The following is a 21,740-nucleotide window of genomic DNA, read 5'->3' on the forward strand; positions in this document are numbered from 1 at the left end:
TTGGCAAGAATCCGGATCCGACCGATGCTGGAACGCAACGAAGAACCAAGTTCCCGCGGATTGGAATGGGGGAACCCGGGCGCCTCTTTGTTCCACCGGCGGACATTCAGCATGCAACTGCCTTCCATACAAGTTTTTTTCAGTGCCAAAGGGGGCAGCGGAACCACATTGCTTGCCTGCACTTACGCAAGTGCCCTGCGGCTGTTGGCTAATGTAAGGGTACTGTTGGTCGACATGGATCTGAAGTATGGCGGAGTGGAGGCGTATATGGGCATCCGTTCCGACAGATCGATTTTCCATTTGAAACCGGTGTTGTCGGAGTTGACGGAAGTACATATCAGAAACATCACCCAGTTTGATCCCGTAAGCCAGGTTGAGATCCTTCCGAGTCCGGCAGACGCGGATCTCGCACAAGCCATTGAACCGCAAGAGGTTGTTGCTCTTCTGATGCACGCAAGAAAATTCTACGATGTCATCGTTGTGGATGCCGGCAGTGAAATGTCCCCCGTTTTGGCCGCCCTCTGTCATCAAGCCAATCATATCCACTATGTGTTGACTCCTGACACTCCTTCCCTCCGTAGATACGCACAATCTGTCTCCCTGTTTGAAAAACATGGTATTCCTCTCGATAAGGTGGGTACCGTCCTGAACCGGATCAGCCAGGTAAGTGAAATACAGCCTAAAGATTTGAAAGGCATCCGTGCCTTGCGGCTGGAGGGTACTGTTCGCGCTGATTTCCACGCAATCCAGCCACAAGTAAATCTTTCGACACCCTTAATCGGCCAGATCAAGGACAAGAAAGCGCCCGTATATCTGAGAGACGTGGTTCGTCTGGTACAGGAACTGGCGGGGCAGGTGGATTCCAGTGCTGGACAATCTGGTCTCCCATTATAAAAACCGGCTGCTGCAGGAAACAGAACTTGACAGGATCCAGAATTTGTCGGAACGGGACATGCGGTTGTCCATTATGAAAATGATCGAGCGATTCATCCAGGAAGAGAAGGTAATTCTCTCACGTTCCGACAAGGAGCATTTGATTGCCCGAATTCTGGATGATTCGGTCGGGTTTGGGCCGCTGGAAGCTTTTCTGCATGACGAAAGCATAACGGAGATCATGGTCAACGGACCGTTTGAGATTTTTGTCGAACGGGATGGAAAGCTTCACTTGACGGATTCCGCTTTTCGGGACGATGGCCACCTGCGGCATGTCATTGATCGAATGGTTGCCCCTGTCGGAAGGCGGGTTGACGAATATTCCCCGATGGTGGATGCGCGCCTGAAGGACGGCAGCCGTGTCAACGCAATTATTCCCCCCGTCAGCCTGCGCGGCCCGGTTCTGACAATCCGTAAGTTTCGAAAGCAGCCTTTTTCCATCACGGATCTCCTGCAAAAAGGAACAATGGATTCCGCAATGGCCCGTTTCCTTGAAGGGGCGGTGCAGGCCAAACTTAACATTCTGCTATCGGGCGGGACTGGAAGCGGCAAGACCACGCTGCTGAACGTATTATCCTCGTATATTCCCCATGGAGAGCGGGTGATCACCATTGAAGATTCGGCGGAACTGCGGCTCCAGGGACAACATGTGGTCAACCTGGAAACACGTCCCGAGAATGTGGAAGGACGTGGCGAAATTACAATCCGCCAACTGGTTCGCAATGCTTTGAGAATGCGTCCGGACAGGATTATTGTCGGTGAGGTCAGGGGGGATGAGGCCCTCGATATGCTTCAGGCAATGAACACCGGGCACGAAGGATCATTGACCACGATTCATGCCAACAGCCCGCATGACGCTTTGGGGAGGTTGGAGGCCATGGTGCTGATGGGAGGGGTGTCTTTGCCGCCGGGGGTGATACGCCAATACATACTTAGCGCCATCGATCTGATCGTACAGATGGAGCGGTTCATGGACGGTCGGAGGAGAGTGGTTTCCATTGCAGAAGTCAGAAGTTGTCGGGAAGGACTTGAGATTCATGAACTGTTTGCATGGGAGAGAGCGGGAATGGGACCAGAGGGCAACTCCCTTGGACAGTTCCGGAGAAGTGACAAACCCCCGGTATGCCTAGAAAGGATCAAAAACAACGGAATCAGGCTGCAGGACCTATGGAGGCATTCCACATGCTGATAGCGCTGCTTGTTTTCTTGGCTGTATTCAGTTGTTTGTTATCCTTTGCCGGTTTTCGTTCCTATCGGCTTAAGAGAAGACGTCTTCGTACTGTTATCACCAACCTGTTCAACAGCGATGACGCCCGAACCAACTGGCTGTTGCAGTTGGCTGGCCGCTTTGATCGGTCGAAAATCGGACAATCGGCAGCCCGGGAATTGGAACAAATGCATTTGACCCTATCCGCATCCGATTATTATGCGCTTCTGTTGCTTGCCAATGTCTTATTCTTTTGGATCCTGCATTCTATTTTGGCTGTCCCGATTCTTATGGCGCTGTTGTTGGCTGTTGCAGCGGTGGCGGGAGGAAGGCGGCTGTTTTTTCAAGCCAGGAAGAACCGGTATGTCGATATGTTCAACCAACAGCTGCCCGAGGCATGCCGATTGCTGGGCAATTCGCTGCGGGCCGGGCTGACTGTGACGCAAGGCATTCAACTGCTGGCAAAGGAACTGCCAAGTCCGTCGAAGCAAGAATTCCAGTTGATAAATAAGGAACTGGTATTGGGCAACGATCTCGGGCATGCGCTGGAATCCTTTCAGATCAGAATGAATACTCGGGAATGTCATCTGTTTGCCGGTGCGCTCTCGGTTCAAAGGCAAATGGGTGGAAACCTGTATGAAGTTTTGCACGACATGGCCCGGACTATGGAGGAACGGGCATTGGTGCAGCAGTCCATAAGGACGATGACGGCGGAAGCTAAGTCAATATCCTATTTGCTGCCTCTTATCCCTGTGATTCTGGTAGCCATGATCAATTTGCTGATTGACAATTTTCTGGTTCCTTTGCTGACAGTGCCGGGAATCCTGCTGACAGCGGCGTTTCTCCTTGTCCAAATTGCGGCGTTTGCCATTATAAAGAAAATATCAAACATTCAGGTGTGAAAATGGACTGGTTGTTGTATGTGTCAACTTTATTGTGCATGGGGCTTTTGCTGAAATCCATACACTCCTATACCCAATACCGTTTGGCGCATCGGAGGTTGCTGGCTTCCTTGGCCCGATGGAAAGAGTTGTCCGGCAGAACTCCGTCAAGCCGGTCGGGCCGTTGGACCCGATTGTTGATGGCCTGGGCGGACAAATGCGTTGCAGTGGGCATCCGCTTTCCGTTTCCTGATACTTTGCAGGAAGTGGAGAGTCGTCTGGACCGTTCGGGCCGACCTTATGACTTGACGGTCGAACGGTTTCTCGGGCTTAAGATTGTACTGACGGTAATGGGTCTTGCTATCGCATTGGCTTTCTGCATACTGGGACTTCCGTTTGCTCAATTGGGATTGGTGATCCTGCCACTGGCCGGTTTTTTTGCCCCGGTCATAAAGCTGCGGGAGATTGCTCGTCACCGCCAGGAATCCATTTCCCGGGACATACCCGATTTTCTTGACATGATGAGCGTGACACTGCAGGCGGGAGCTACACTAGAACAGGCGCTGCGACAAGTCAGCCGGATATTTAAAGGACCTCTGCATGATGAACTTGAGAGGCTTGGTCGCGAAATCGAGTTGGGTGTGGGTCGTGAACAGGCATGGTTGCGCTTGTTGGAGCGCAATTCAGCGCAAGAATTGCAAAAGTTGGTCAATGCATTGACCCAGGGAAGCAGACTGGGAGTTCCTGTGGCGGCAACCTTCCGGCTGCAGGCTGAAGAAATCCGGCGCTTGCAGGTGGAAATGGTAAAGTCGAGAGCAGCCAAGGCCTCCCCGAAAATTACAACCGTGACAACGATAGTAATAGCACCGTCCGTTTTTATGATGATCATGGGGTTGTTGGTGCTGAACGTATTTTACAATCCTTCGGGGCTTGGCATAGAAGGGTTGTTCAACTAACCGAATAGGAACGGAGGAATTCTTATGGAACTGATCAGAAAAATGGCGATTCTTTATGGTTGTAGACTTATAGAGGCGGTGAACCGCCTTCGCAGGGAGGAAAAGGGAGCCCAGGCAATTGAGTGGGTTCTGCTGGCGTTGGTCGTTATTGCGCTGATGGCGGGTGTCAGCAAATACTTTCAGACCGAATCGAATACTCAAGGATTGGCGAAGGCTTTGCTCACCAAATTGCAAAATTGGGTCGAAGGATTGTAGTTTCTTGTTTCACCGATTGACTGCTGATCAACAAGGTTCCCAAACAGTTGAGTTTATGATGCTGATTCCTGCTCTGCTGATCCTGCTTTTGTGCATGGGTGAATTTGGTCGGGCGGCCTATTACAAGGTTACCCTGCAATCGGCTGTCAGGGATGGAGCCCGTTTGGCTGCCCTTGACGCTTCCCGACCGGATGTGGAAGATGCCGTTCGCAAAGCCGCCGGAAACGTACCGGTCGACCAGGTGGTCATTACAAAAACCAAATCCGGACGAACCTCCCTTGCGTTTCCAAATCCTTCAGTCGACGTGACTGTCAAAATCCAGACCACTTTTCGGTTAAAAGCCCTGGCCAAACTGGGTCTTCCGGAAAATTTGCGGCAACTGTCCCTGACAGCAGAATCCCGGGTGCCGGTGGTGAGATGAACATGGAGAAAGAACGGGGAAACGCATCGCTGCTTCTTCTGGGAATGTCATTTGGAATCATGGTTTGTGCGTTGTTGGCATGGATGTATATAAGCGTACAGCTAATCCACGGTGCTGCAGGAGTTGCTGCCGAATCGGCAGCAATTGCAGCTTCAAACACCCTGCAGGAAATGTTTGCTGCGGATATTACTCCTGAGGCCTATGACAAGCTGAAATCCCTCGAGTGGCGGATTCGGGAGGATTCCTTATACAAGAGCGGGCATCGGGAAGCGGCGATTATCAAGCATACGGTGTCCTCTGCCTTGCGGGAGGAACTCCTGGCAGGCAAGAGGGGAACAGCGATAAAACTTCATGTCTTGCTGCAGTATGAACCGTTCTTTACGTCTCGGGATTTGGGAAGAAAGATCCTGGAATCCATAGAACAGCATTGGGAGAGTGAGATTCTGCCTGTGACAAGGGAATTTCTCCGCTTGCACGGATCATTTGAAGGTGAAATTCGGTTTCCTGTTCACAAAAAAATGGAAGTTCTCGCACGAATAGAAGCAACCAGCCCCATGTTGAACAAGTTGGCGGGGCAGCGGAAACTGTTTGTCGGCGGGCGTGGCCACGCCCTTTATATAAAACTCCTGGATGACCATGGCATCGTTTACGATCTGTCCGGAATTCGGCAGTTCAGCAGACGGATTCACTAATAGTTGGGGAGGGAATAAAGGTGTTGTATGGAAGGCGCTTCAAACGCTTCTGTGCTTGTTTACTGTCATTTCTCATATTGCTGTCCGGTGTGCCCTATGTCGCTTTGGCCGTCGGTTCCGGTTTTCGGCTGCCGGAGGTTACGGTTCCGAATGTAAAGATTCCGGCACCTGAAGAAATCCCGTCTGCAACCATACCCCCAGGGAGTGTTCCAAGCGGCAGTTTCCCGCACGGCACCTCACCAAGCGGTACTCCTCCAAGCAGCCGTCCTTCAATCAGTACTGCGCCTAACAGTTCCCTCCCATCTGTCACCAAGCCTGTTGCTTCCAGTTATGAGCAGGTGGCAAAGAAAGCCGTGACCCTGAAAGACATAATCAGCAATGCTGTCAAAATGTCAATCGACAGCAAGAAGGTCTTGACCAAATCCGCTTATTCCATGGACGATGCCGGGAGGATTCCCGGCGGCGGGTGGAAGGCAGTGGGAAAATATGCCGCCAGTCTGGTACTGCCATGGTTGGGGGCAGTGCCCGTGGACGGAGCAAATGCTGTTGCTGACGGCATTGATCTGGGAATCAAAGGGAGGGAAGCCTATCAAGCCGTTTCCAACTTGATCCGATTAGGCACACCGCTGAGATCTGGGGTTCCCAAGCCATTGGGTGCCGGTTTTCCGATAATCGGCGGACTGACGGGTATTGCAAATGGATCATGGGAGGTCCGGGAGAGCTTCAATCCCTCCAGCGATACTCCCGAACATGAATTGGCCGGTTCCTTTTATTCAGGGGCAGGAGATGTGCTGTCGGGCGCAGGCATGCTGATTGGTGGAATTGCGACGGCAGCAGGGGCTACAGCGTTGCCGACTGTGGCTGTTGCTGGATCCGCCCTGCTGGTAATCGGGTTGGCGCTTGGTGTGGTGGGATATGCACTGATATATTTTCCCGGCTTTGCGCAAAGCGGACCGGGAAGGTTTCTCATCAACCTGAAAAATCGCATCGGAAAGCGGTTCTTTGGATAAGGAATGACCGGATATCCGGTGCAGGATTGGGGCATTTTTGTACTGTTGGCCCTGATTTCCAACATTTTCGAACAGGTGTTGATCAACTGGTTTCACAAGGTGAAACAAAGGTTCGAGAGATGAAAAAATTTCTTGTTGCACTTTTTGCAGATATGATATGATGAAAGCGACCACAATCCAAGCAGTTCAGCAGAGTCTCAGTTGTATTTTTTGATACGAGGGGGAACGTTCAATGGCATTGTTCGAGAAGTTTGCTATGCCTGCAGAAGGAGAAAAAATCAAAGTTGACAACGGGAAATTGGTGGTTCCCGACAACCCGATCATCCCATTCATTGAGGGGGACGGCACAGGCCCCGACATTTGGGCGGCATCTTCCAGAGTATTGGATGCAGCGGTGGAAAAGGCATACAAAGGGGAACGGAAGATCGCCTGGTATGAAGTTTATGCCGGTGAGAAAGCGTTCAACCAATATGGCGAGTGGCTTCCGAACGATACATTGACCGCTCTCAGAGAATACATCGTCAGCATCAAAGGTCCACTTACCACTCCGGTTGGCGGAGGAATTCGCTCACTGAACGTGGCGCTCCGTCAGGAACTGGATTTGTATGTGTGCTTGCGCCCGGTTCGTTATTTCAACGGCGTGCCTTCGCCTGTGAAGCATCCGGAGTTGGTCGACATGGTGATCTTCCGCGAAAACTCTGAAGACATCTATGCTGGTATTGAATATCAGGAAGGCACACCGGAAGTCAAGAAAGTGGTCGAATTCCTGCAAAAGGAAATGGGTGTAAAGAAAATCCGTTTTCCGGAAACTTCCGGCATCGGAATCAAGCCCGTATCCAAGGATGGAACGGAGCGTTTGGTTCGTGCAGCGATCGAATACGCGATCAAGCATAACCGCAAAAGCGTAACCCTTGTACATAAGGGGAACATCATGAAGTTTACCGAAGGCGCGTTCAAAAACTGGGGATATGAGGTAGCCGAGCGTGAGTACTCGGATAAAGTGTTCACCTGGGCACAATATGACCGCATCAAGGAACAACAAGGCTCGGAAGCTGCCAACAAGGCTCAGGCAGAAGCGGAATCGGCCGGCAGGATCATTGTCAAGGACAGCATCGCCGATGCGTTCCTGCAGCAGATTCTGACCCGTCCGGCGGAATACGATGTGATTGCTACCCTGAACCTGAACGGCGACTACATTTCCGACGCTTTGGCTGCACAAGTGGGCGGTATCGGAATTGCACCCGGCGCCAACATAAACTATGTGACCGGACATGCGGTGTTTGAAGCAACCCACGGTACAGCTCCGAAGTATGCAGGCCTGGATAAAGTGAATCCGGGATCCGTCATCCTTTCCGGCGTCATGATGCTGGAACACCTGGGCTGGCAGGAAGCTGCGGACATGATCATCCGCTCCATGGAAAAAACCATCGGGCAGAAAGTCGTTACTTATGATTTTGCCCGCCTGATGGAAGGTGCGAAGGAAGTTAAATGTTCCGAATTCGGAACCGCTCTGATCAACAATATGTAAACCATCCTGATTTAAGGAGGAAACCTGACCATGATCAAACGCAAGAAGATTTCCGTAATCGGTGCAGGATTTACCGGAGCTACCACCGCGTTATTCCTTGCGCAAAAAGAACTCGGTGATGTAGTTTTGCTGGACATTCCCCAACTGGAGAACCCGACGAAGGGCAAAGCGCTTGATATGCTGGAAGCGACTCCCGTTATCGGCGCAGACGCCAACATCATCGGCACCAGCAACTACGAAGATACGAAGGATTCTGACGTTGTTATCATCACTGCCGGTATTGCCCGCAAGCCGGGAATGAGCCGGGACGACCTTGTTACCACCAACGCGGGGATCGTCAAGTCGGTAACCGAGCAGGTGGTGAAATACTCACCCAACTGTTTCATTATCGTCCTTTCCAACCCGGTGGATGCCATGACCTATGTCGCCCATAAAGTATCCGGCTTCCCGAAAAACCGGGTGATCGGTCAATCCGGCGTGCTGGATACTGCGCGGTTCCGTACTTTTGTCGCACAGGAACTGAACGTCTCCGTGGAAGATGTCACCGGTTTCGTTCTGGGGGGCCATGGCGACGACATGGTGCCGCTTATCCGCTACTCCTTTGCAGGCGGTATTCCGCTTGAGAAGCTGATCCCGCAGGATCGAATCGACGCCATCGTCGAACGCACACGCAAAGGCGGCGCCGAGATTGTGAATCTGTTGGGAACCGGCAGTGCCTACTACGCTCCGGCAGCTTCCCTTGTACAAATGACGGAAGCCATCCTGAAAGACAAGAAGCGGATTCTTCCTTCCATTGCCCTGTTGGAAGGCGAGTACGGTTACGAGAATCTTTATATGGGAGTTCCGACCCTGCTTGGCGGAAGCGGCATCGAGAAAGTCTACGAATTGGACCTCACGCCGGAAGAGAAAGCTGCACTCGACAAATCAGCCCAATCGGTCCGCAATGTGATGAACGTCGTTGGGTAGTAAGATAAAGAAATCTAAAAAATACCCCGTATCACTGTTCCAAGTGGTACGGGGTATTGTCTTAATAGCACTCACCGTTATTCGCATGTTTGTAATAATAGGGAAGCTCCACCTGCAAAGGTAAGAAAAAATAGGACTGCATTTCAGGCTTATTGTTGTCGATTCAAAGGTACTCCCAGAAATAGGTCTGTTTATCAGTCCTATATGCTATTTCTTACTTGTACACCTCGAAACTCACCCGAATAAGACTGAAATTCAGTTCTATTCTTGAGATGACAATCAAAAAATCAAAAATAAGGCTGACAATCAGTTCTATTTTTACAACGGATGCATTATGTAAACTAAAACTCGGTCATGGAGACATCCCACCGAACTTTTGTGAACCTTTTTTGAGAAAGGAAGGAGTAATTCTAGAAACGTACAAACGGTTACAAATGCCACAGGAAAAGTGCTGCAATTGGTTTCGAGTTGCCCGGTGATATCAATGGGTTGTCTACCAAATTAGGCTGCGAAAGTTGAATTTGTAATTTTATTAACTGCAAAGATTCATTAACCTGAAAGTCTGTAGATTATATAACCGAAAGGCTGTCTCCCAAGCAGATCTATCTGCTTGGGAGACAGCCCCGTTGTTGGGATAGCCATTATTTTTGCAGTTGGCCTTCTTTGCCAACAATCTTGTAGGATTCTCCGTTTTTGGTCAGTGTATACTTCAGGCCCTTGTATTCGATCACGAATTTGCCGTCTTTTTCAGAGATTTTCACATCTTCGAATTTGGCGCCGTTAATTGCATTGGCACCGATCTTTTCTTTAACTGCGACAGCAGCAACCGGTTTGAATTCCTTCTTGTCCGCTTTAGCTTTTTCTTCAAAAGCTTTGTTCGCCTTGTCAAGCAGTGCTTTGTCCCCGAGAACCGCTTCAAATTCTTTTTTTGCCACTTCTTTATCCCAAGATGTGCTCAGGAATTCAATAGCTGCTTCCTGGGACTTGTTTGGAACATAAAATGCTACTTCTTTTCCGCCTTCCAGTCCTTGTTTCGCTTCAAACATGCCTTGGAAACGGTCTTCTGCGAGGAGCACGGCAGCGTAGGCGGTACGCTGCGCTTGGCTGTCGTCTTTCTTTGCTTCTGTGGAAGCAGCCTGTTTGCCGGAAGAGCATCCAACACCTGCAGCAGCAGTTACAACTAGAGTAGCAGCCAGTAAGAGCGTAGACATTTTTTTCATATACTTAAACCCCTTTCACGACATGCAGTTTAACATAACAAATAGTTCTTGGGAATAGCAACAAACAATTATAGAATGTTGGTTATATACTGGGAAATTTGAAAAAAATACTAATTCTGCAATTTCTTCTTGACAATCTGCTAATATGAAAATAACAGTGCCAGCAACCGGGGTGATGGTATGGAAAAGGCAAGGGAAATACTTTCGGATCTTGATCTGTTTGCAGGCTTAAACCGTGATGAACTGGAACTTCTAGAAAGAGAAGCCCGGATATGCAGCTTCCAGGAACATGACAAATTGGCGGGAGCCGACCGTCCGCTTGAGGCGGTGTACGTGGTTCTTAAAGGACATGTACGGGTTGCGATATGCAACGACAAAGAGGAAGAAATTACGCTGCACTACCATGGACCTGGAGATATGTTCGGACTGGCGGGTCTCTTTGCGGTCTCTCCCATGCCTTTCCATTTCATTGCGGCCGAGTCTGGGGAGGCACTGTTGTTGCCTCTCCGAACGGTAAAGCAGTTGCTGTACAAATATCCGGCAAACCTGTGGGCGGCCAGCCGGGCATTGGCGGAAAGATTGTATCAGGTGTACCGGGAATTCTCAAACGAATCCTCCTATGGGGCAAAAGGCGTGGACCAGTATCCGATCCGTTTGAAGGTCGGAGATATCATGTCTGGCGATGTGGCCACTTGTCGGAGTGAAACGACGGCAGCAGAGGCTGCAGGAATCATGGGGAAGCGAAACATCGGGTCATTGGTGGTTTTGGATGGGAACGGCGAATTGGTTGGAATCGTAACGGACAAAGATCTCGTCACCAGGATCATGGCAACAGGGTTGGATCCGTGTGTCACAACTGTCGGCTCGCTTTTTACAGCCGGACCGATCACCATTTCCCATGAAGCCTTTTATTATGAAGCCCTGCTCTTGATGATGAATCACCGGGTAAGCCATTTGCCGGTAGTGGACCGTACGGGGCTGGTGGGGATTCTGACCATGAAGGATTTGCTGGATGCCAAAAGCCACCATGCGCTGGCACTGACAGAGCGAATCGAACATTCTGACCAAATTGGGGATCTGTGTTCTTTGGCGGACCGGGTGGAACAACTCGTGGACCGAATGCAGTCCGAGGGTATCAGACCTTCCGAGATTTGCCGCATTATGGCAGACTACGATGACCGGATCACCCGGAAAATCATACGTCTGGTGGAAAAAGAACTGGCGGAAGAAGGGTTTGGGCCGCCGCCTGTTCCCTATTGTTGGGTAACGATGGGAAGCGGCGGGAGGAAAGAACAGCCCCGGCGGACAGATCAAGATAATGCTTTGATATACCGGGATCCTGCGGCGGATCAGAAAGAAGCGGCGGAACGATACTTTGCCCGTCTGGCGGAAAAAACAAACGATGCATTGCACCGGTTTGGTTTCCCCTATTGCCCGGGAGGAGTCATGGCGAAAAATCCCGTCTGGAGAAAAACAATTTCCGGATGGAGAGAGGAAGTGGCCGATTGGATCAGAGAACCGGACGGACAGGGAGTGCGCAATCTGACCATTTTTCTGGATTTCCGTCCGGTTTATGGAACTTTTGAACTTGCCCATGAATTAAGAATCCGCATCCTGTATCTGACACAGAATGTGCCAATGTTTCTGCACCAGCTTGTGCTCGATGATGTGCAGTCTCCCGTACATCTTGGCTGGTTTGACAGAGGGGAAATTGAGATCAAGACCCGTCTGAGCGTTCATTTTATCAATGCGCTGCGTATATTGTCATTGAAGCATGGGCTGCCTCAGGTCAATTCGCTTGAACGACTGAGGGCGCTGACTGAGCATGGAGTCTTCACTCCGGAGGAATCGTCTGTGTATGAGGAAGCATATGAAGAATTGATGAGATACAGGGTTGGGGGTATCAGAAAAATTGACATCGGAAGCTTGAAAAAACAAGAACGTGCTCGTTTGAAACGTGTCTTTCACATAACAAAAGACCTTCAAAACCTATTGATTCATTCATTTCGGGCGGAAGGACTGGCCCTATGATCAGAAAAGCGATCGATCAGCTCATTGCCAGACTTTACGGAGGACCCCAGAAACTGCCGCCGGATGTTACACTTGAGACTATCGAAATGCTGCGCCAACTTATCGTATCCCATGACGGCAAGTCACTGGCAGACCAACAACTGACGCAATTACGGTTTGTCGTGTTTGATACGGAAACAACCGGGTTTTATCCTTTTGCCGGGGATGAGATCATATCCCTGTCGGCCGTGACAGTTGAAAACAAAGAGATACGGGAGAATCCCGCGTTTGATAGTCTGGTGAATCCTTACCGCCAGATCCCGGAAGTTGTGACAAACCTGACGGGAATCTCCAAAAAGCAAGTGGATCAGGCACCGAGTCTTTTGAACGTGCTGCTCCACTTTCTGCAGTTTGCCGGTGATGACATTTTGGTGGCGCACCCGGCCGATTTTGACATGAACTTTATTAATGCGAAACTGCGTCGCTATTGCAGATCCACGGTGCGCCATCATGTTATCGACATGATGGCGGTTGCCTACCACTTGTTTCCTATGTGGAAAGAGTATTCCCTGGATCGTTTGGCCAATTATTACGGGCTTGAAATCAGGGATCGGCACAATTCTCTGGCGGACGCCCGGCTGACAGCCCAGATTTGGTGCAGGTTTCTGGAAGAACTGGATGCTCGTGGCATTCGCACGTTGTACAGCCTGTATCTGTATATTAAAACACTCAGGTAAATATTTATTAAATAAAAATAATCGTGCCAGATTGGCAGATAGCGGAAGCATTGGGCAGAAAATCGGCTGAAAGCGGCTGTCACCGGAGACTTGTTAATACACAGGGGTCTGCGAGTTATGCTAATCTATCTCTCGAGAGGAAGGATCTGTTTTTTCTCTGGACGGAGCAGTCGAATTCCGTTATAATCGGTTTTGGATTTATTATTTTAAACATTCAAGTCCAATTTGTGTGCTTGAATTGTTTAAAAATTCTTTTATCCCGTCGGGTATAAGGTGACGAACCTTCCGTTCGGAGCCTGACCATATTTAATGAGTCATATAGAAGGGGGAAAATGCATGAAAGCCAAGAAATGGCTTGCAGCTGCAGTTGCGCTGACGATGGTCGGCGGCACTGTTGTCGGATGCAGCAGCAACAATCAGGGCCAATCTGGTGGAGGCACCAAAGGTTCGGCCAAGCAAGAAGTTACGCTCAACTACCGTGCGGAACCGGGTGCTCTTGACGTGTCCAAGTCCACTCAAGTGGCTGTCTTTACGACAATGGGTATGATGCACGAAGGGTTGTACCGGATCGACAAAGACGGCAAGGCTCAACCGGCGCTTGCCAAAGAATTGCCCCAGATCTCCGCTGACGGCAAAACTTACACCATCAAACTGAGGGACAATGTGACCTGGGCGGACGGAGTTCCGGTCAAGGCACAGGATTTCGTATATTCCTACCAGCGGACGCTGGACCCCAATACCAAAGCTCTCTACTCCTTCATGGTAGCCTGGATCAAGGGCGGTTCGGCCCTGATGAAGGCGAAAACCCCGGAAGAAATTGAGAAGGCGAAGAAAGAATTGGGTGTCAAGGCACTCGACGACAAGACCTTGGAAATCACCCTGGAGACTCCCAAAGCGTTCTTTACAGAACAATTGGCGTTCCTGACCTTCTTCCCGCAGCGCGAGGATATCGTGAAAAAGTACGGGGATAAGTATGGTGCCGACGCAAACACCGTAATCGGTGCGGGTCCCTTCATTCTCGAGAAGTGGGACCACGACCAGCAGTTGGTGTTTGTCAAGAACGACAAGTACTGGGATAAGGACAACGTGAAACTGCAGAAGATCACGATTAACATCGTGAAAGACCAGAACACCGGGTTGAACCTGTTCCAGACCGGTGCTGCGGATCTGCAGAACATCAGCGGCGAGAACATCAAGCTGTGGGAAGGCAAGCCGGAATACCTGGTACAGCCTGAGCTTTCCGTCTGGTACATCAAGTTCCAGGAAAAGACCGTTCCCGCATTCAAGAACAAGAAGATTCGCCAGGCCTTGGCAATCTCCATCGACAACAAAGCGTATATTGAAACTGTTACCGGGAAAGGACCCGTACCGGCTACCGGTTTCGTTACGACCGGAACCAGCGACGGCAACGGCGGCGAATTCCGCAAGACAGCGGGCGACCTGATGCCGAAGTTTGACCCGGCGAAAGCGAAACAGCTGCTGCAGGAAGGATTGCAGGAGCTTGGTCTGAAAGAATTCCCGAAGGGTCTGAAGATCCAAGGTGACGACCACGGGGTCGGTCCGAAAGCGCTGGAATTCCTTGTTGCCCAGTGGAAGCAAAACCTTGGCATCGAAGTTCTCGCCGAGCCGCTGCCGCACAAACTGCGCGTAGACAACGAGAACAACCACAAGTACCAAATCTCTCTCTCCGGTTGGGGTGCCGACTACAACGACCCGATGACCTTCCTTGACATGTGGATCAAGGGTGGGGAGTTCAACGATGTGGATTGGGAGCATGACCAATACACCGAATTGATCAAGAAAGCTGAAGTCGAAACCGACCGCGCGAAGCGTAGCCAACTGATGGTTCAAGCTGAGAAGATTCTGATGGAAGAAATGCCGGTTGCGCCGAACTACTTCCGTGCATTGAACTGGGTGAAGAATCCGAAGATCAAGGGTATGCTCTTCCCGCCGTACGGTGTGGAATTTGAATTGAAGTGGGCATACGTAGAGTAAACCGAGTCTGCCAAAAGCAGGTAGAAGGGCCGTTCTTGAATAGTGAGAACGGCCCTTTTTTCCAGTGGGTTATAGGAATTAACTATGGATATCATAGGTGGAACCTGTTCCGCCTTTCTTCGATAGATGGCTGCGGCTTTCTGCACTAAACATTTACAGCACTAAACATTTACAGTAGACGCGAAAGTCGAAACGTCATATAATCATCATGGTTTCTATCAAAATGTGCTAGAAGGGAACACGTTCGTTCCAATATCCTTGGATGAGCAATTATGGGGGGTGCTTATGTGGTTCGTTATACTTTGAGACGTTTTGTCTACATGCTTATAACGCTCTGGTTGATTGTAACAACTACATTTATTCTGATGAAGAACTTGCCTGGCGATCCGTTTGAGAACTCCGAGAAACTGACGAAGGAACAAAAGGCGATTCTAATGGCGCAATACGGTTTGGACAAACCGGTTTGGGAACAGTATGTGAATTATTTAAAAGACGTTGCGCAGGGAGATCTGGGGGTTTCCTTCCAGTATCCGGCACGGAAGGTAACCGAAGTGATTGCACAAGGTTTTCCGGCTTCCCTTGAACTTGGAATCTGGGCGCTTTCCCTGGCGATTACCGCAGGATTGGCATTGGGAATCATAGCTGCCTTGAAACATAATACGAAATGGGATTATACCGCCATGTTCACCGCCGTTGTGGGAATTTCCGTCCCGTCGTTTGTTCTGGGACCGCTGCTTTCTTATTTTATCGGCGTAAAACTGGGATGGCTCCCTCCCGGGCTGTGGCAAGGACCTGAACACCGGATCTTGCCGGCAATTGCGCTTTCCTTCTCAACACTGGCGATTTTGGCCCGTTTGATGAGAACGTCCATGCTGGATGTCATTAACCAGGACTATATCAAAACCGCCAAATCCAAAGGATTGTCCCAATTTGCCATCGTGACGAAACACACGCTGCGTAACGCGATCCTGCCGGTTGTTACCATCCTGGGGCCGATCTTTGTGAACGTGATTACCGGCACCCTGGTTGTCGAGCAGATTTTTTCCGTTCCCGGTCTGGGAAGGCATTTTGTGATGTCCGTATATTCCAATGACTACACAATGATCTCGGGATTGACGATTTTCTACTCGGTAATTTTGGTATTTGTTATGTTCCTGACAGATATTGCTTACGGTCTGATCGATCCGCGGATCCGGCTGGCCAAGGGGAGGGGTTAATCGATGCAGGTTGTGACAAATGACAAATTCCAACCCGTTCCGAAAACGGCCTTCGACAAAGAGGCCATTGTCCGTCCGTCTTTAAGTTACTGGAAAGACGCCTGGCGCAGACTGAAGAAAAACAAAATGTCGATGGCCGGTCTGATTACGCTGATCGTTCTTGCTCTGTTCGCCATCTTTGCTCCAATGTTCTCGAGCTTCGACTATTACACCCAGAACTACAACACCCGGTATATCTGGCCTTCCGCCCAACACTGGTTTGGCACTGACCACTTTGGCCGCGACATGTGGGTTCGTGTCTGGTGGGGAACCCGAATTTCCTTGTTTATCGGGATTACGGCAGCCACCATTGATTTGATTGTGGGTGTTTTGTACGGCGGGATTTCTGCCTATTTTGGCGGCCGTGTCGACGATGTCATGCAGCGGATCATTGAAATCATCTATGCGATACCCTTTCTTCTGGTATCGATTCTGCTGATTATGGTATTGGGACCGAGCATCTGGAGTATCATCCTGGCTTACTCGATCACGGGATGGGTGCCAATGGCCCGTCTGGTGCGGGGGCAAATCCTTCAGCTGAAAGAACAGGAGTTTGTGCTGGCAGCCAGAACGCTTGGTGCGAGCCCGTCGCGGATCATCATGAGGCATCTGATTCCCAACGCTTTGGGCATCATCATTGTGCAGATTACGTTTGTGGTTCCGAACGCAATTTTCGTTGAAGCCTTCTTGAGCTTTATCGGTTTGGGAATCCGGCCTCCAATGGCGTCGTTGGGAAGGCTGTTGTCTGAGGCTGTGCAGTATATGACGCTGTACCCTTACTTGATTCTGATTCCGACTGTGATCTTCAGTTTGATTCTGCTGAGCTTCAACTTGTTGGGAGACGGCCTGCGTGACGCTCTCGACCCGAAAATGCGGAAGTAAGGGGGGAGTTTCATGAGCGAAAAATTGCTTGAAGTCAAAAACCTGAAAGTGTCTTTCCAGACGTATGCCGGGGAAGTGCAAGCAGTCCGCGGCGTGACGTTTGATGTATATAAAGGGGAAGCGTTGGCGATCGTAGGGGAATCCGGTTGCGGCAAATCGGTTACCGCCCAGACGATCATGCGTCTGATTCCTTCTCCGCCAAGTTTCATAAAAGACGGATCCATCCTGTTTGACGGTACGGAGATTACCAGGCTTACGGATAAGCAAATGGAAGAAATCCGGGGTTCCGAGATGGGCATGATCTTCCAGGATCCGATGACCTCCCTGAACCCGACCATGACCGTTGGCAAGCAGATTGCCGAAGGTTTGGTCAAACACCAGGGCTTAAGCAAAGAAGCTGCCAAAGAACGTGCGATTGAGATGCTGCGGCTGGTAGGGATTCCGAGTCCGGAGAGCCGTGTAAACCAATACCCGCACCAGTTCTCCGGCGGCATGCGCCAGCGTGTGATGATTGCCATCGCGCTTGCGTGCAACCCGAAGCTCCTGATTGCGGACGAACCGACCACTGCCCTTGACGTTACGATCCAGGCGCAGATCAACGACTTGATGAAAGAGTTGAAGGAGAAAACCAACGCAGCCATCATTCTGATTACACACGACCTCGGGGTTGTGGCGGATGTGGCGCAGCGGGTTGTAGTAATGTATGCAGGCAAGGTCGTGGAGCAAGGAACGGTTGATGAGGTGTACTACGATCCCAAGCATCCTTATACATGGGGGCTGCTTCGTTCCGTACCGAGACTTGATGATGATTCCAAGGAAGAGCTGGTTCCGATTCCGGGTACGCCGCCTGACCTGTTCGCACCGCCCAAGGGATGTGCGTTTGCGGCAAGATGCCCGTATGCAATGACTGTATGCCTGGAAGAGGATCCTGAGCACACGCAGATTTCTTCCACTCACAGTGCCGCATGCTGGCTCCAGCACCCGAGCGCTCCGAAAGTTGAACGTCCGGTAGAAGTGGGGGGACATGGCCGTGGCTGATAACATTCTGGAAGTACGAAATCTCAAAAAACATTTTCACGTGGGTGGCGGCAAGATTCTGAAAGCGGTCGACAACGTCTCCTTCTCGATCAAACGGGGAGAGACATTCGGTCTCGTAGGTGAATCCGGCTGCGGCAAATCGACCGCCGGTCGAACCATTATCCGCCTGTATGACGCAACTGATGGCGAAGTGATCTTTAACGGGGAGAACGTTCACCAGTTGAAAGGCAAGAAACTGAAAGAGTTCAACCGGAACATGCAGATGGTCTTCCAGGACCCGTATGCGTCCTTGAACCCGCGGATGACCGTTGGCGATATCATTGCCGAAGGAATAGACATTCACGGACTTTACAGCGGATCGAAACGTAAGGAACGAGTTCACGAACTGCTTCGTGTGGTCGGTTTGAACGACGAGCATGCAAGCCGCTTTCCTCACGAGTTCTCCGGAGGTCAGCGCCAGCGGATCGGGATTGCCCGCGCTCTGGCTATTGAGCCGCAGTTTATTATCGCCGATGAGCCGATTTCCGCATTGGACGTGTCGATTCAGGCACAGGTGGTCAATCTGTTGAAACAACTGCAAAAAGAGCGTGGATTGACCTATCTGTTCATCGCTCACGATCTGGCAATGGTGAAGCATATATCCGATCGCATCGGAGTGATGTATCTGGGCGGTCTGGTGGAAGTGGCGGAAGGCAACGAATTGTACCGCAAGCCGCTCCATCCGTATACGGAAGCACTGCTGTCGGCCATTCCGATTCCGGACCCGGAAGTGGAACGCCACCGGGAACGGATTATTCTTGAAGGGGATGTGCCCAGCCCCATCAATCCTCCAAGCGGCTGCCGCTTCCGAACACGCTGTCCGAAAGCGATGCCGGAATGTGCCGAACTGATCCCGGAACTCAAAGAAGTGGAACCGGACCATTTTGTGGCGTGCCATTTGTATAAGTAATAGGACAAAACCTCGTTTTCGCAAGCCCACTTGCGGGACGGGGTTTTTTAGCATCGGTAAGAAGACTGTCAGTATGATACAATAAGACAAGCAGAATAAACGGGAGGACGCGGCCAGGCGGCATTCTCCCCGAACGAGGTGGAGAGGATTGAGTGACAGGAAGAAACTGATCCTGATAGACGGGAACAGTATTACATACCGTGCGTTTTTCGCGCTGCCCCTGCTGTCAACTGCCAGCGGCAGACATACGAATGCGGCTTACGGTTTTACAATGATGCTTTTGCGTTTGCTTCAGGACGAGCAGCCTACCCATGTGGCGGTTGCCTTCGACAAAGGCAAAACCACCTTCCGGACAGACATGTATGCGGAATACAAGGGAACGAGGGAGAAGACGCCCGGAGAACTTTCGGAACAGTTCCCTATTGTACGGGAAGTATTGGATGCCTTCGGGATTCCCCATATTGAACGGGAAGGGTTTGAGGCGGACGACATTATCGGAACCCTGACCCGCCAAGCGGAGAAGGAAGGCTATGAGACGCTTGTTGTATCGGGCGACAAAGACTTGCTTCAGCTTGTTTCCGGACATGTGCATGCAATCCTGACAAGAAAAGGAATTACCGAGACTGAGCGGTATGATATAGCGAAAATCCAGGAACGATACGGGCTGACACCGGAACAGATCATTGACCTCAAGGGATTGATGGGCGATACATCTGACAATATTCCGGGGATCCCCGGTGTCGGCGAGAAGACGGCTCTTAAACTGCTTCACGAATTTGGCAGTGTGGAACAGGTTCTTGCCAATGCGGACAAAGTCCCAGGCAAGAAACTGCAGGAGAAACTGCAGGAGCACAAAGAAGACGCTCTTCTCTCGAAAAAATTGGCCACCATCTTCCGCGAGGTTCCGTTGGATGTGGCAATCACCCAATTTGCTTACGAGGGATTCGATACAAACCGGGTGAGGGAAACATTCAAACAGTATGAGTTCAAATCGCTGCTGAACAAGCTCCCCGAAGATGACGGCACAGGCGCGGGAGAGTCCTCTTCTGCCGAGATGGAGCTGCCGGTTAAGATCATTGGAACCGGCGAGCTGGACAAACTGCTGGGGGACTTGCCGGTCACGCTGGGATTGCAAATTGATTTCGAGGGCTCCTACCAGCAAGCGTCCATCAGGGGCGTTGCTTTGGGAACTGCCGATCAAGCCTGGTACATTCCGGTGGACAACGGCAGTCTGCCTTCCGGGGTCAAGGCCCTATTTTCGAATCCAGACAAGTTGAAAGTGCTGTTTGATGTCAAATCGGCTGTTTACATGCTTCGCGACAAAGGAGTGGAATTGGATCGCAACACCTTTGATGTACTCCTGGCGGGATACCTCTTGAATCCGCAGGATGGAACCCCGAAACTGGAAGACATCATCTCCCGAGAATTGAACTGGTCGATTCCCGGATTCCGGAAGGCCGACAAGAAAACAGGGGAACCAGCGCTTGAGGAACGGGCCGATTTTTACGGAAAGACCGCGTCCGCCCTGTTTCACCTGCAGCCAAAATTGATCGGTGAGATGGAGCGTCAGGAAGTGGATTCCCTTTATCAGGATTTGGAACTGCCGTTAACTTACGTGCTGGCTGACATGGAATACCAGGGTGTAAAGGTCGATACCGACCGGCTTCATGCGATCGGTGCCGAGTTGGCAGAGAAGATTGACCGCCTGACCAAGGAGATTTATGAACTGGCGGGTACGGAATTCAACATCAATTCGCCGAAGCAATTGGGGGAAATCCTGTTTGACAAGATGGGACTTCCGACGCAGAAGAAAACCAAGACAGGCTATTCCACTTCGGCGGAAGTATTGGAAAAACTGGCCCCCTACTCGGAAATTGTGCAGAAGATCCTTGAATTCCGGCAGCTTGGCAAACTGCAATCCACCTATGTGGAAGGATTGCTGAAAGTCGTCAGGGAAGATACGGGCAAGGTTCACACCAGCTTTAATCAGGCCACAACCGCAACCGGGCGGTTGTCCTCAACTGAACCCAACCTGCAAAATATCCCGATCCGGATGGAAGAGGGACGACGGTTGCGCCATGCATTTGTTCCCAGTGAAGCCGGTTGGAAGATTCTGGCAGCTGACTATTCGCAAATCGAATTGCGGATTCTCGCCCATATTTCCGGTGACAGTTCACTGATCGACGCCTTTGTCAACGATATGGACATTCACACCCGGACTGCCAGTGACGTGTTTGAAGTTCCGATTGATCAGGTGACTTCCGACATGCGGCGAGCGGCAAAAGCGGTAAATTTCGGGATCGTGTACGGGATTTCTGACTACGGGCTGTCCCAGAACCTGAACATCACCCGGAAACAGGCGGCGGAATTTATCGAGAATTACTTTGCCAAGTTTCCCGGAGTGAAAAAGTATATGGATGAGGTTGTCGTTCAGGCGAGGAAGGACGGATACGTTACAACCCTGTTAAATCGTCGCAGGTATTTGCCCGACTTGCATTCATCCAATTACAATATCCGCAGCTTTGCGGAACGGGCGGCCCAGAATACACGGGTTCAGGGGTCGGCAGCAGATATCATCAAGCTGGCGATGAATCGAATCGCCGCCGAGTTGAAGGAGCGAGGGCTGAAAAGCCGTATGCTGCTGCAGGTGCACGACGAATTGGTGTTTGAAGTGCCGGGTGAGGAACTGGACATCATGAAAGAGCTTGTTCCAGAAGTTATGGAGAACGCTATCAAGCTGGATGTGCCGCTTAAAGCGGATGTTGCATACGGCGATACGTGGTACGACGCGAAGTAATATTGAT

The 21,740-nt window shown here is 50.8% G+C and carries 19 protein-coding genes; 18 read left to right on the plus strand and 1 reads right to left on the minus strand.

Translation table 11 applies throughout. The features are described from left to right. The 10 genes from EFBL_RS05655 to mdh all read left to right on the plus strand — a co-directional run bounded on the left by EFBL_RS05655 (nucleotide 1) and on the right by mdh (nucleotide 8,849). Nucleotides 1-894 (plus strand): CpaE/TadZ family protein, encoded by an 894-nt coding sequence (locus tag EFBL_RS05655; RefSeq protein WP_096181167.1) that lies wholly within the window; start codon nucleotides 1-3, stop codon nucleotides 892-894. After that, nucleotides 866-2,122: a TadA family conjugal transfer-associated ATPase gene (locus EFBL_RS05660; RefSeq protein WP_231705692.1), complete on the plus strand. Its 1,257-nt coding sequence runs from the start codon at nucleotides 866-868 to the stop codon at nucleotides 2,120-2,122. Before EFBL_RS05655 ends, EFBL_RS05660 begins: the two co-directional genes overlap by 29 nt. After that, nucleotides 2,116-3,042: a type II secretion system F family protein gene (locus tag EFBL_RS05665; RefSeq protein ID WP_165912608.1), complete on the plus strand. Its 927-nt coding sequence runs from the start codon at nucleotides 2,116-2,118 to the stop codon at nucleotides 3,040-3,042. Before EFBL_RS05660 ends, EFBL_RS05665 begins: the two co-directional genes overlap by 7 nt. Nucleotides 3,043-3,044: 2 nt before the next feature. After that, nucleotides 3,045-3,977 carry a type II secretion system F family protein gene (locus EFBL_RS05670; protein WP_096181168.1) on the plus strand — a complete coding sequence of 311 codons (933 nt, stop codon included), beginning with the start codon at nucleotides 3,045-3,047 and terminating at the stop codon, nucleotides 3,975-3,977. A 24-nt stretch (nucleotides 3,978-4,001) separates the two neighbouring features. Next, nucleotides 4,002-4,232 (plus strand): Flp family type IVb pilin, encoded by a 231-nt coding sequence (locus tag EFBL_RS05675; RefSeq protein ID WP_096181169.1) that lies wholly within the window; start codon nucleotides 4,002-4,004, stop codon nucleotides 4,230-4,232. 4 nt (nucleotides 4,233-4,236) lie between these two features. Continuing rightward, on the plus strand, nucleotides 4,237-4,653 hold the full coding sequence (locus tag EFBL_RS05680; RefSeq protein ID WP_096181170.1) for a TadE/TadG family type IV pilus assembly protein: 417 nt from the start codon (nucleotides 4,237-4,239) through the stop codon (nucleotides 4,651-4,653). A gap of 2 nt (nucleotides 4,654-4,655) precedes the next feature. Next, on the plus strand, nucleotides 4,656-5,345 hold the full coding sequence (locus EFBL_RS05685; RefSeq protein WP_096181171.1) for a hypothetical protein: 690 nt from the start codon (nucleotides 4,656-4,658) through the stop codon (nucleotides 5,343-5,345). Between the two features lie 20 nt (nucleotides 5,346-5,365). Next, complete coding sequence (locus EFBL_RS05695; protein ID WP_131927720.1) at nucleotides 5,366-6,355, plus strand: hypothetical protein; 990 nt, start codon at nucleotides 5,366-5,368, stop codon at nucleotides 6,353-6,355. 232 nt (nucleotides 6,356-6,587) lie between these two features. Further along, entirely contained in the window at nucleotides 6,588-7,883 is a 1,296-nt protein-coding gene (gene icd, locus EFBL_RS05700; RefSeq protein WP_096181174.1) for an NADP-dependent isocitrate dehydrogenase, read from the plus strand. A 30-nt stretch (nucleotides 7,884-7,913) separates the two neighbouring features. Then, nucleotides 7,914-8,849 carry a malate dehydrogenase gene (gene mdh, locus EFBL_RS05705; RefSeq protein ID WP_096181175.1) on the plus strand — a complete coding sequence of 312 codons (936 nt, stop codon included), beginning with the start codon at nucleotides 7,914-7,916 and terminating at the stop codon, nucleotides 8,847-8,849. Between the two features lie 641 nt (nucleotides 8,850-9,490). On the opposite strand, the gene EFBL_RS05710 is transcribed toward mdh, so the two are convergent. After that, nucleotides 9,491-10,069, minus strand: coding sequence for a hypothetical protein (locus tag EFBL_RS05710; protein ID WP_096181176.1), 579 nt, complete (start codon nucleotides 10,067-10,069; stop codon nucleotides 9,491-9,493). 180 nt (nucleotides 10,070-10,249) lie between these two features. On the opposite strand from EFBL_RS05710, the gene EFBL_RS05715 reads away from it, so the two are divergent. The 8 genes from EFBL_RS05715 to polA all read left to right on the plus strand — a co-directional run bounded on the left by EFBL_RS05715 (nucleotide 10,250) and on the right by polA (nucleotide 21,733). Next, complete coding sequence (locus EFBL_RS05715) at nucleotides 10,250-12,100, plus strand: DUF294 nucleotidyltransferase-like domain-containing protein (RefSeq protein ID WP_096181177.1); 1,851 nt, start codon at nucleotides 10,250-10,252, stop codon at nucleotides 12,098-12,100. Further along, nucleotides 12,097-12,816, plus strand: a complete 720-nt coding sequence (locus EFBL_RS05720) for a 3'-5' exonuclease (protein ID WP_096181178.1) — start codon at nucleotides 12,097-12,099, stop codon at nucleotides 12,814-12,816. The genes EFBL_RS05715 and EFBL_RS05720 overlap by 4 nt, the downstream gene beginning before the upstream one ends. Nucleotides 12,817-13,152: 336 nt before the next feature. After that, nucleotides 13,153-14,811 (plus strand): peptide ABC transporter substrate-binding protein, encoded by a 1,659-nt coding sequence (locus tag EFBL_RS05725; RefSeq protein WP_096181179.1) that lies wholly within the window; start codon nucleotides 13,153-13,155, stop codon nucleotides 14,809-14,811. A 287-nt stretch (nucleotides 14,812-15,098) separates the two neighbouring features. After that, on the plus strand, nucleotides 15,099-16,028 hold the full coding sequence (locus EFBL_RS05730; protein ID WP_096181208.1) for an ABC transporter permease: 930 nt from the start codon (nucleotides 15,099-15,101) through the stop codon (nucleotides 16,026-16,028). A 3-nt stretch (nucleotides 16,029-16,031) separates the two neighbouring features. Further along, nucleotides 16,032-16,949 carry an ABC transporter permease gene (locus EFBL_RS05735; RefSeq protein WP_096181180.1) on the plus strand — a complete coding sequence of 306 codons (918 nt, stop codon included), beginning with the start codon at nucleotides 16,032-16,034 and terminating at the stop codon, nucleotides 16,947-16,949. Between the two features lie 12 nt (nucleotides 16,950-16,961). Then, entirely contained in the window at nucleotides 16,962-17,987 is a 1,026-nt protein-coding gene (locus EFBL_RS05740; RefSeq protein WP_096181181.1) for an ABC transporter ATP-binding protein, read from the plus strand. Further along, nucleotides 17,980-18,936 carry an ABC transporter ATP-binding protein gene (locus EFBL_RS05745; protein ID WP_424955046.1) on the plus strand — a complete coding sequence of 319 codons (957 nt, stop codon included), beginning with the start codon at nucleotides 17,980-17,982 and terminating at the stop codon, nucleotides 18,934-18,936. The genes EFBL_RS05740 and EFBL_RS05745 overlap by 8 nt, the downstream gene beginning before the upstream one ends. A gap of 148 nt (nucleotides 18,937-19,084) precedes the next feature. Further along, nucleotides 19,085-21,733, plus strand: coding sequence for a DNA polymerase I (gene polA, locus EFBL_RS05750; RefSeq protein WP_096181183.1), 2,649 nt, complete (start codon nucleotides 19,085-19,087; stop codon nucleotides 21,731-21,733). Nucleotides 21,734-21,740: the final 7 nt, after the last annotated feature.

Origin of the sequence: Effusibacillus lacus (genome assembly GCF_002335525.1) — a bacterium.
Classification (GTDB): domain Bacteria; phylum Bacillota; class Bacilli; order Tumebacillales; family Effusibacillaceae; genus Effusibacillus; species Effusibacillus lacus.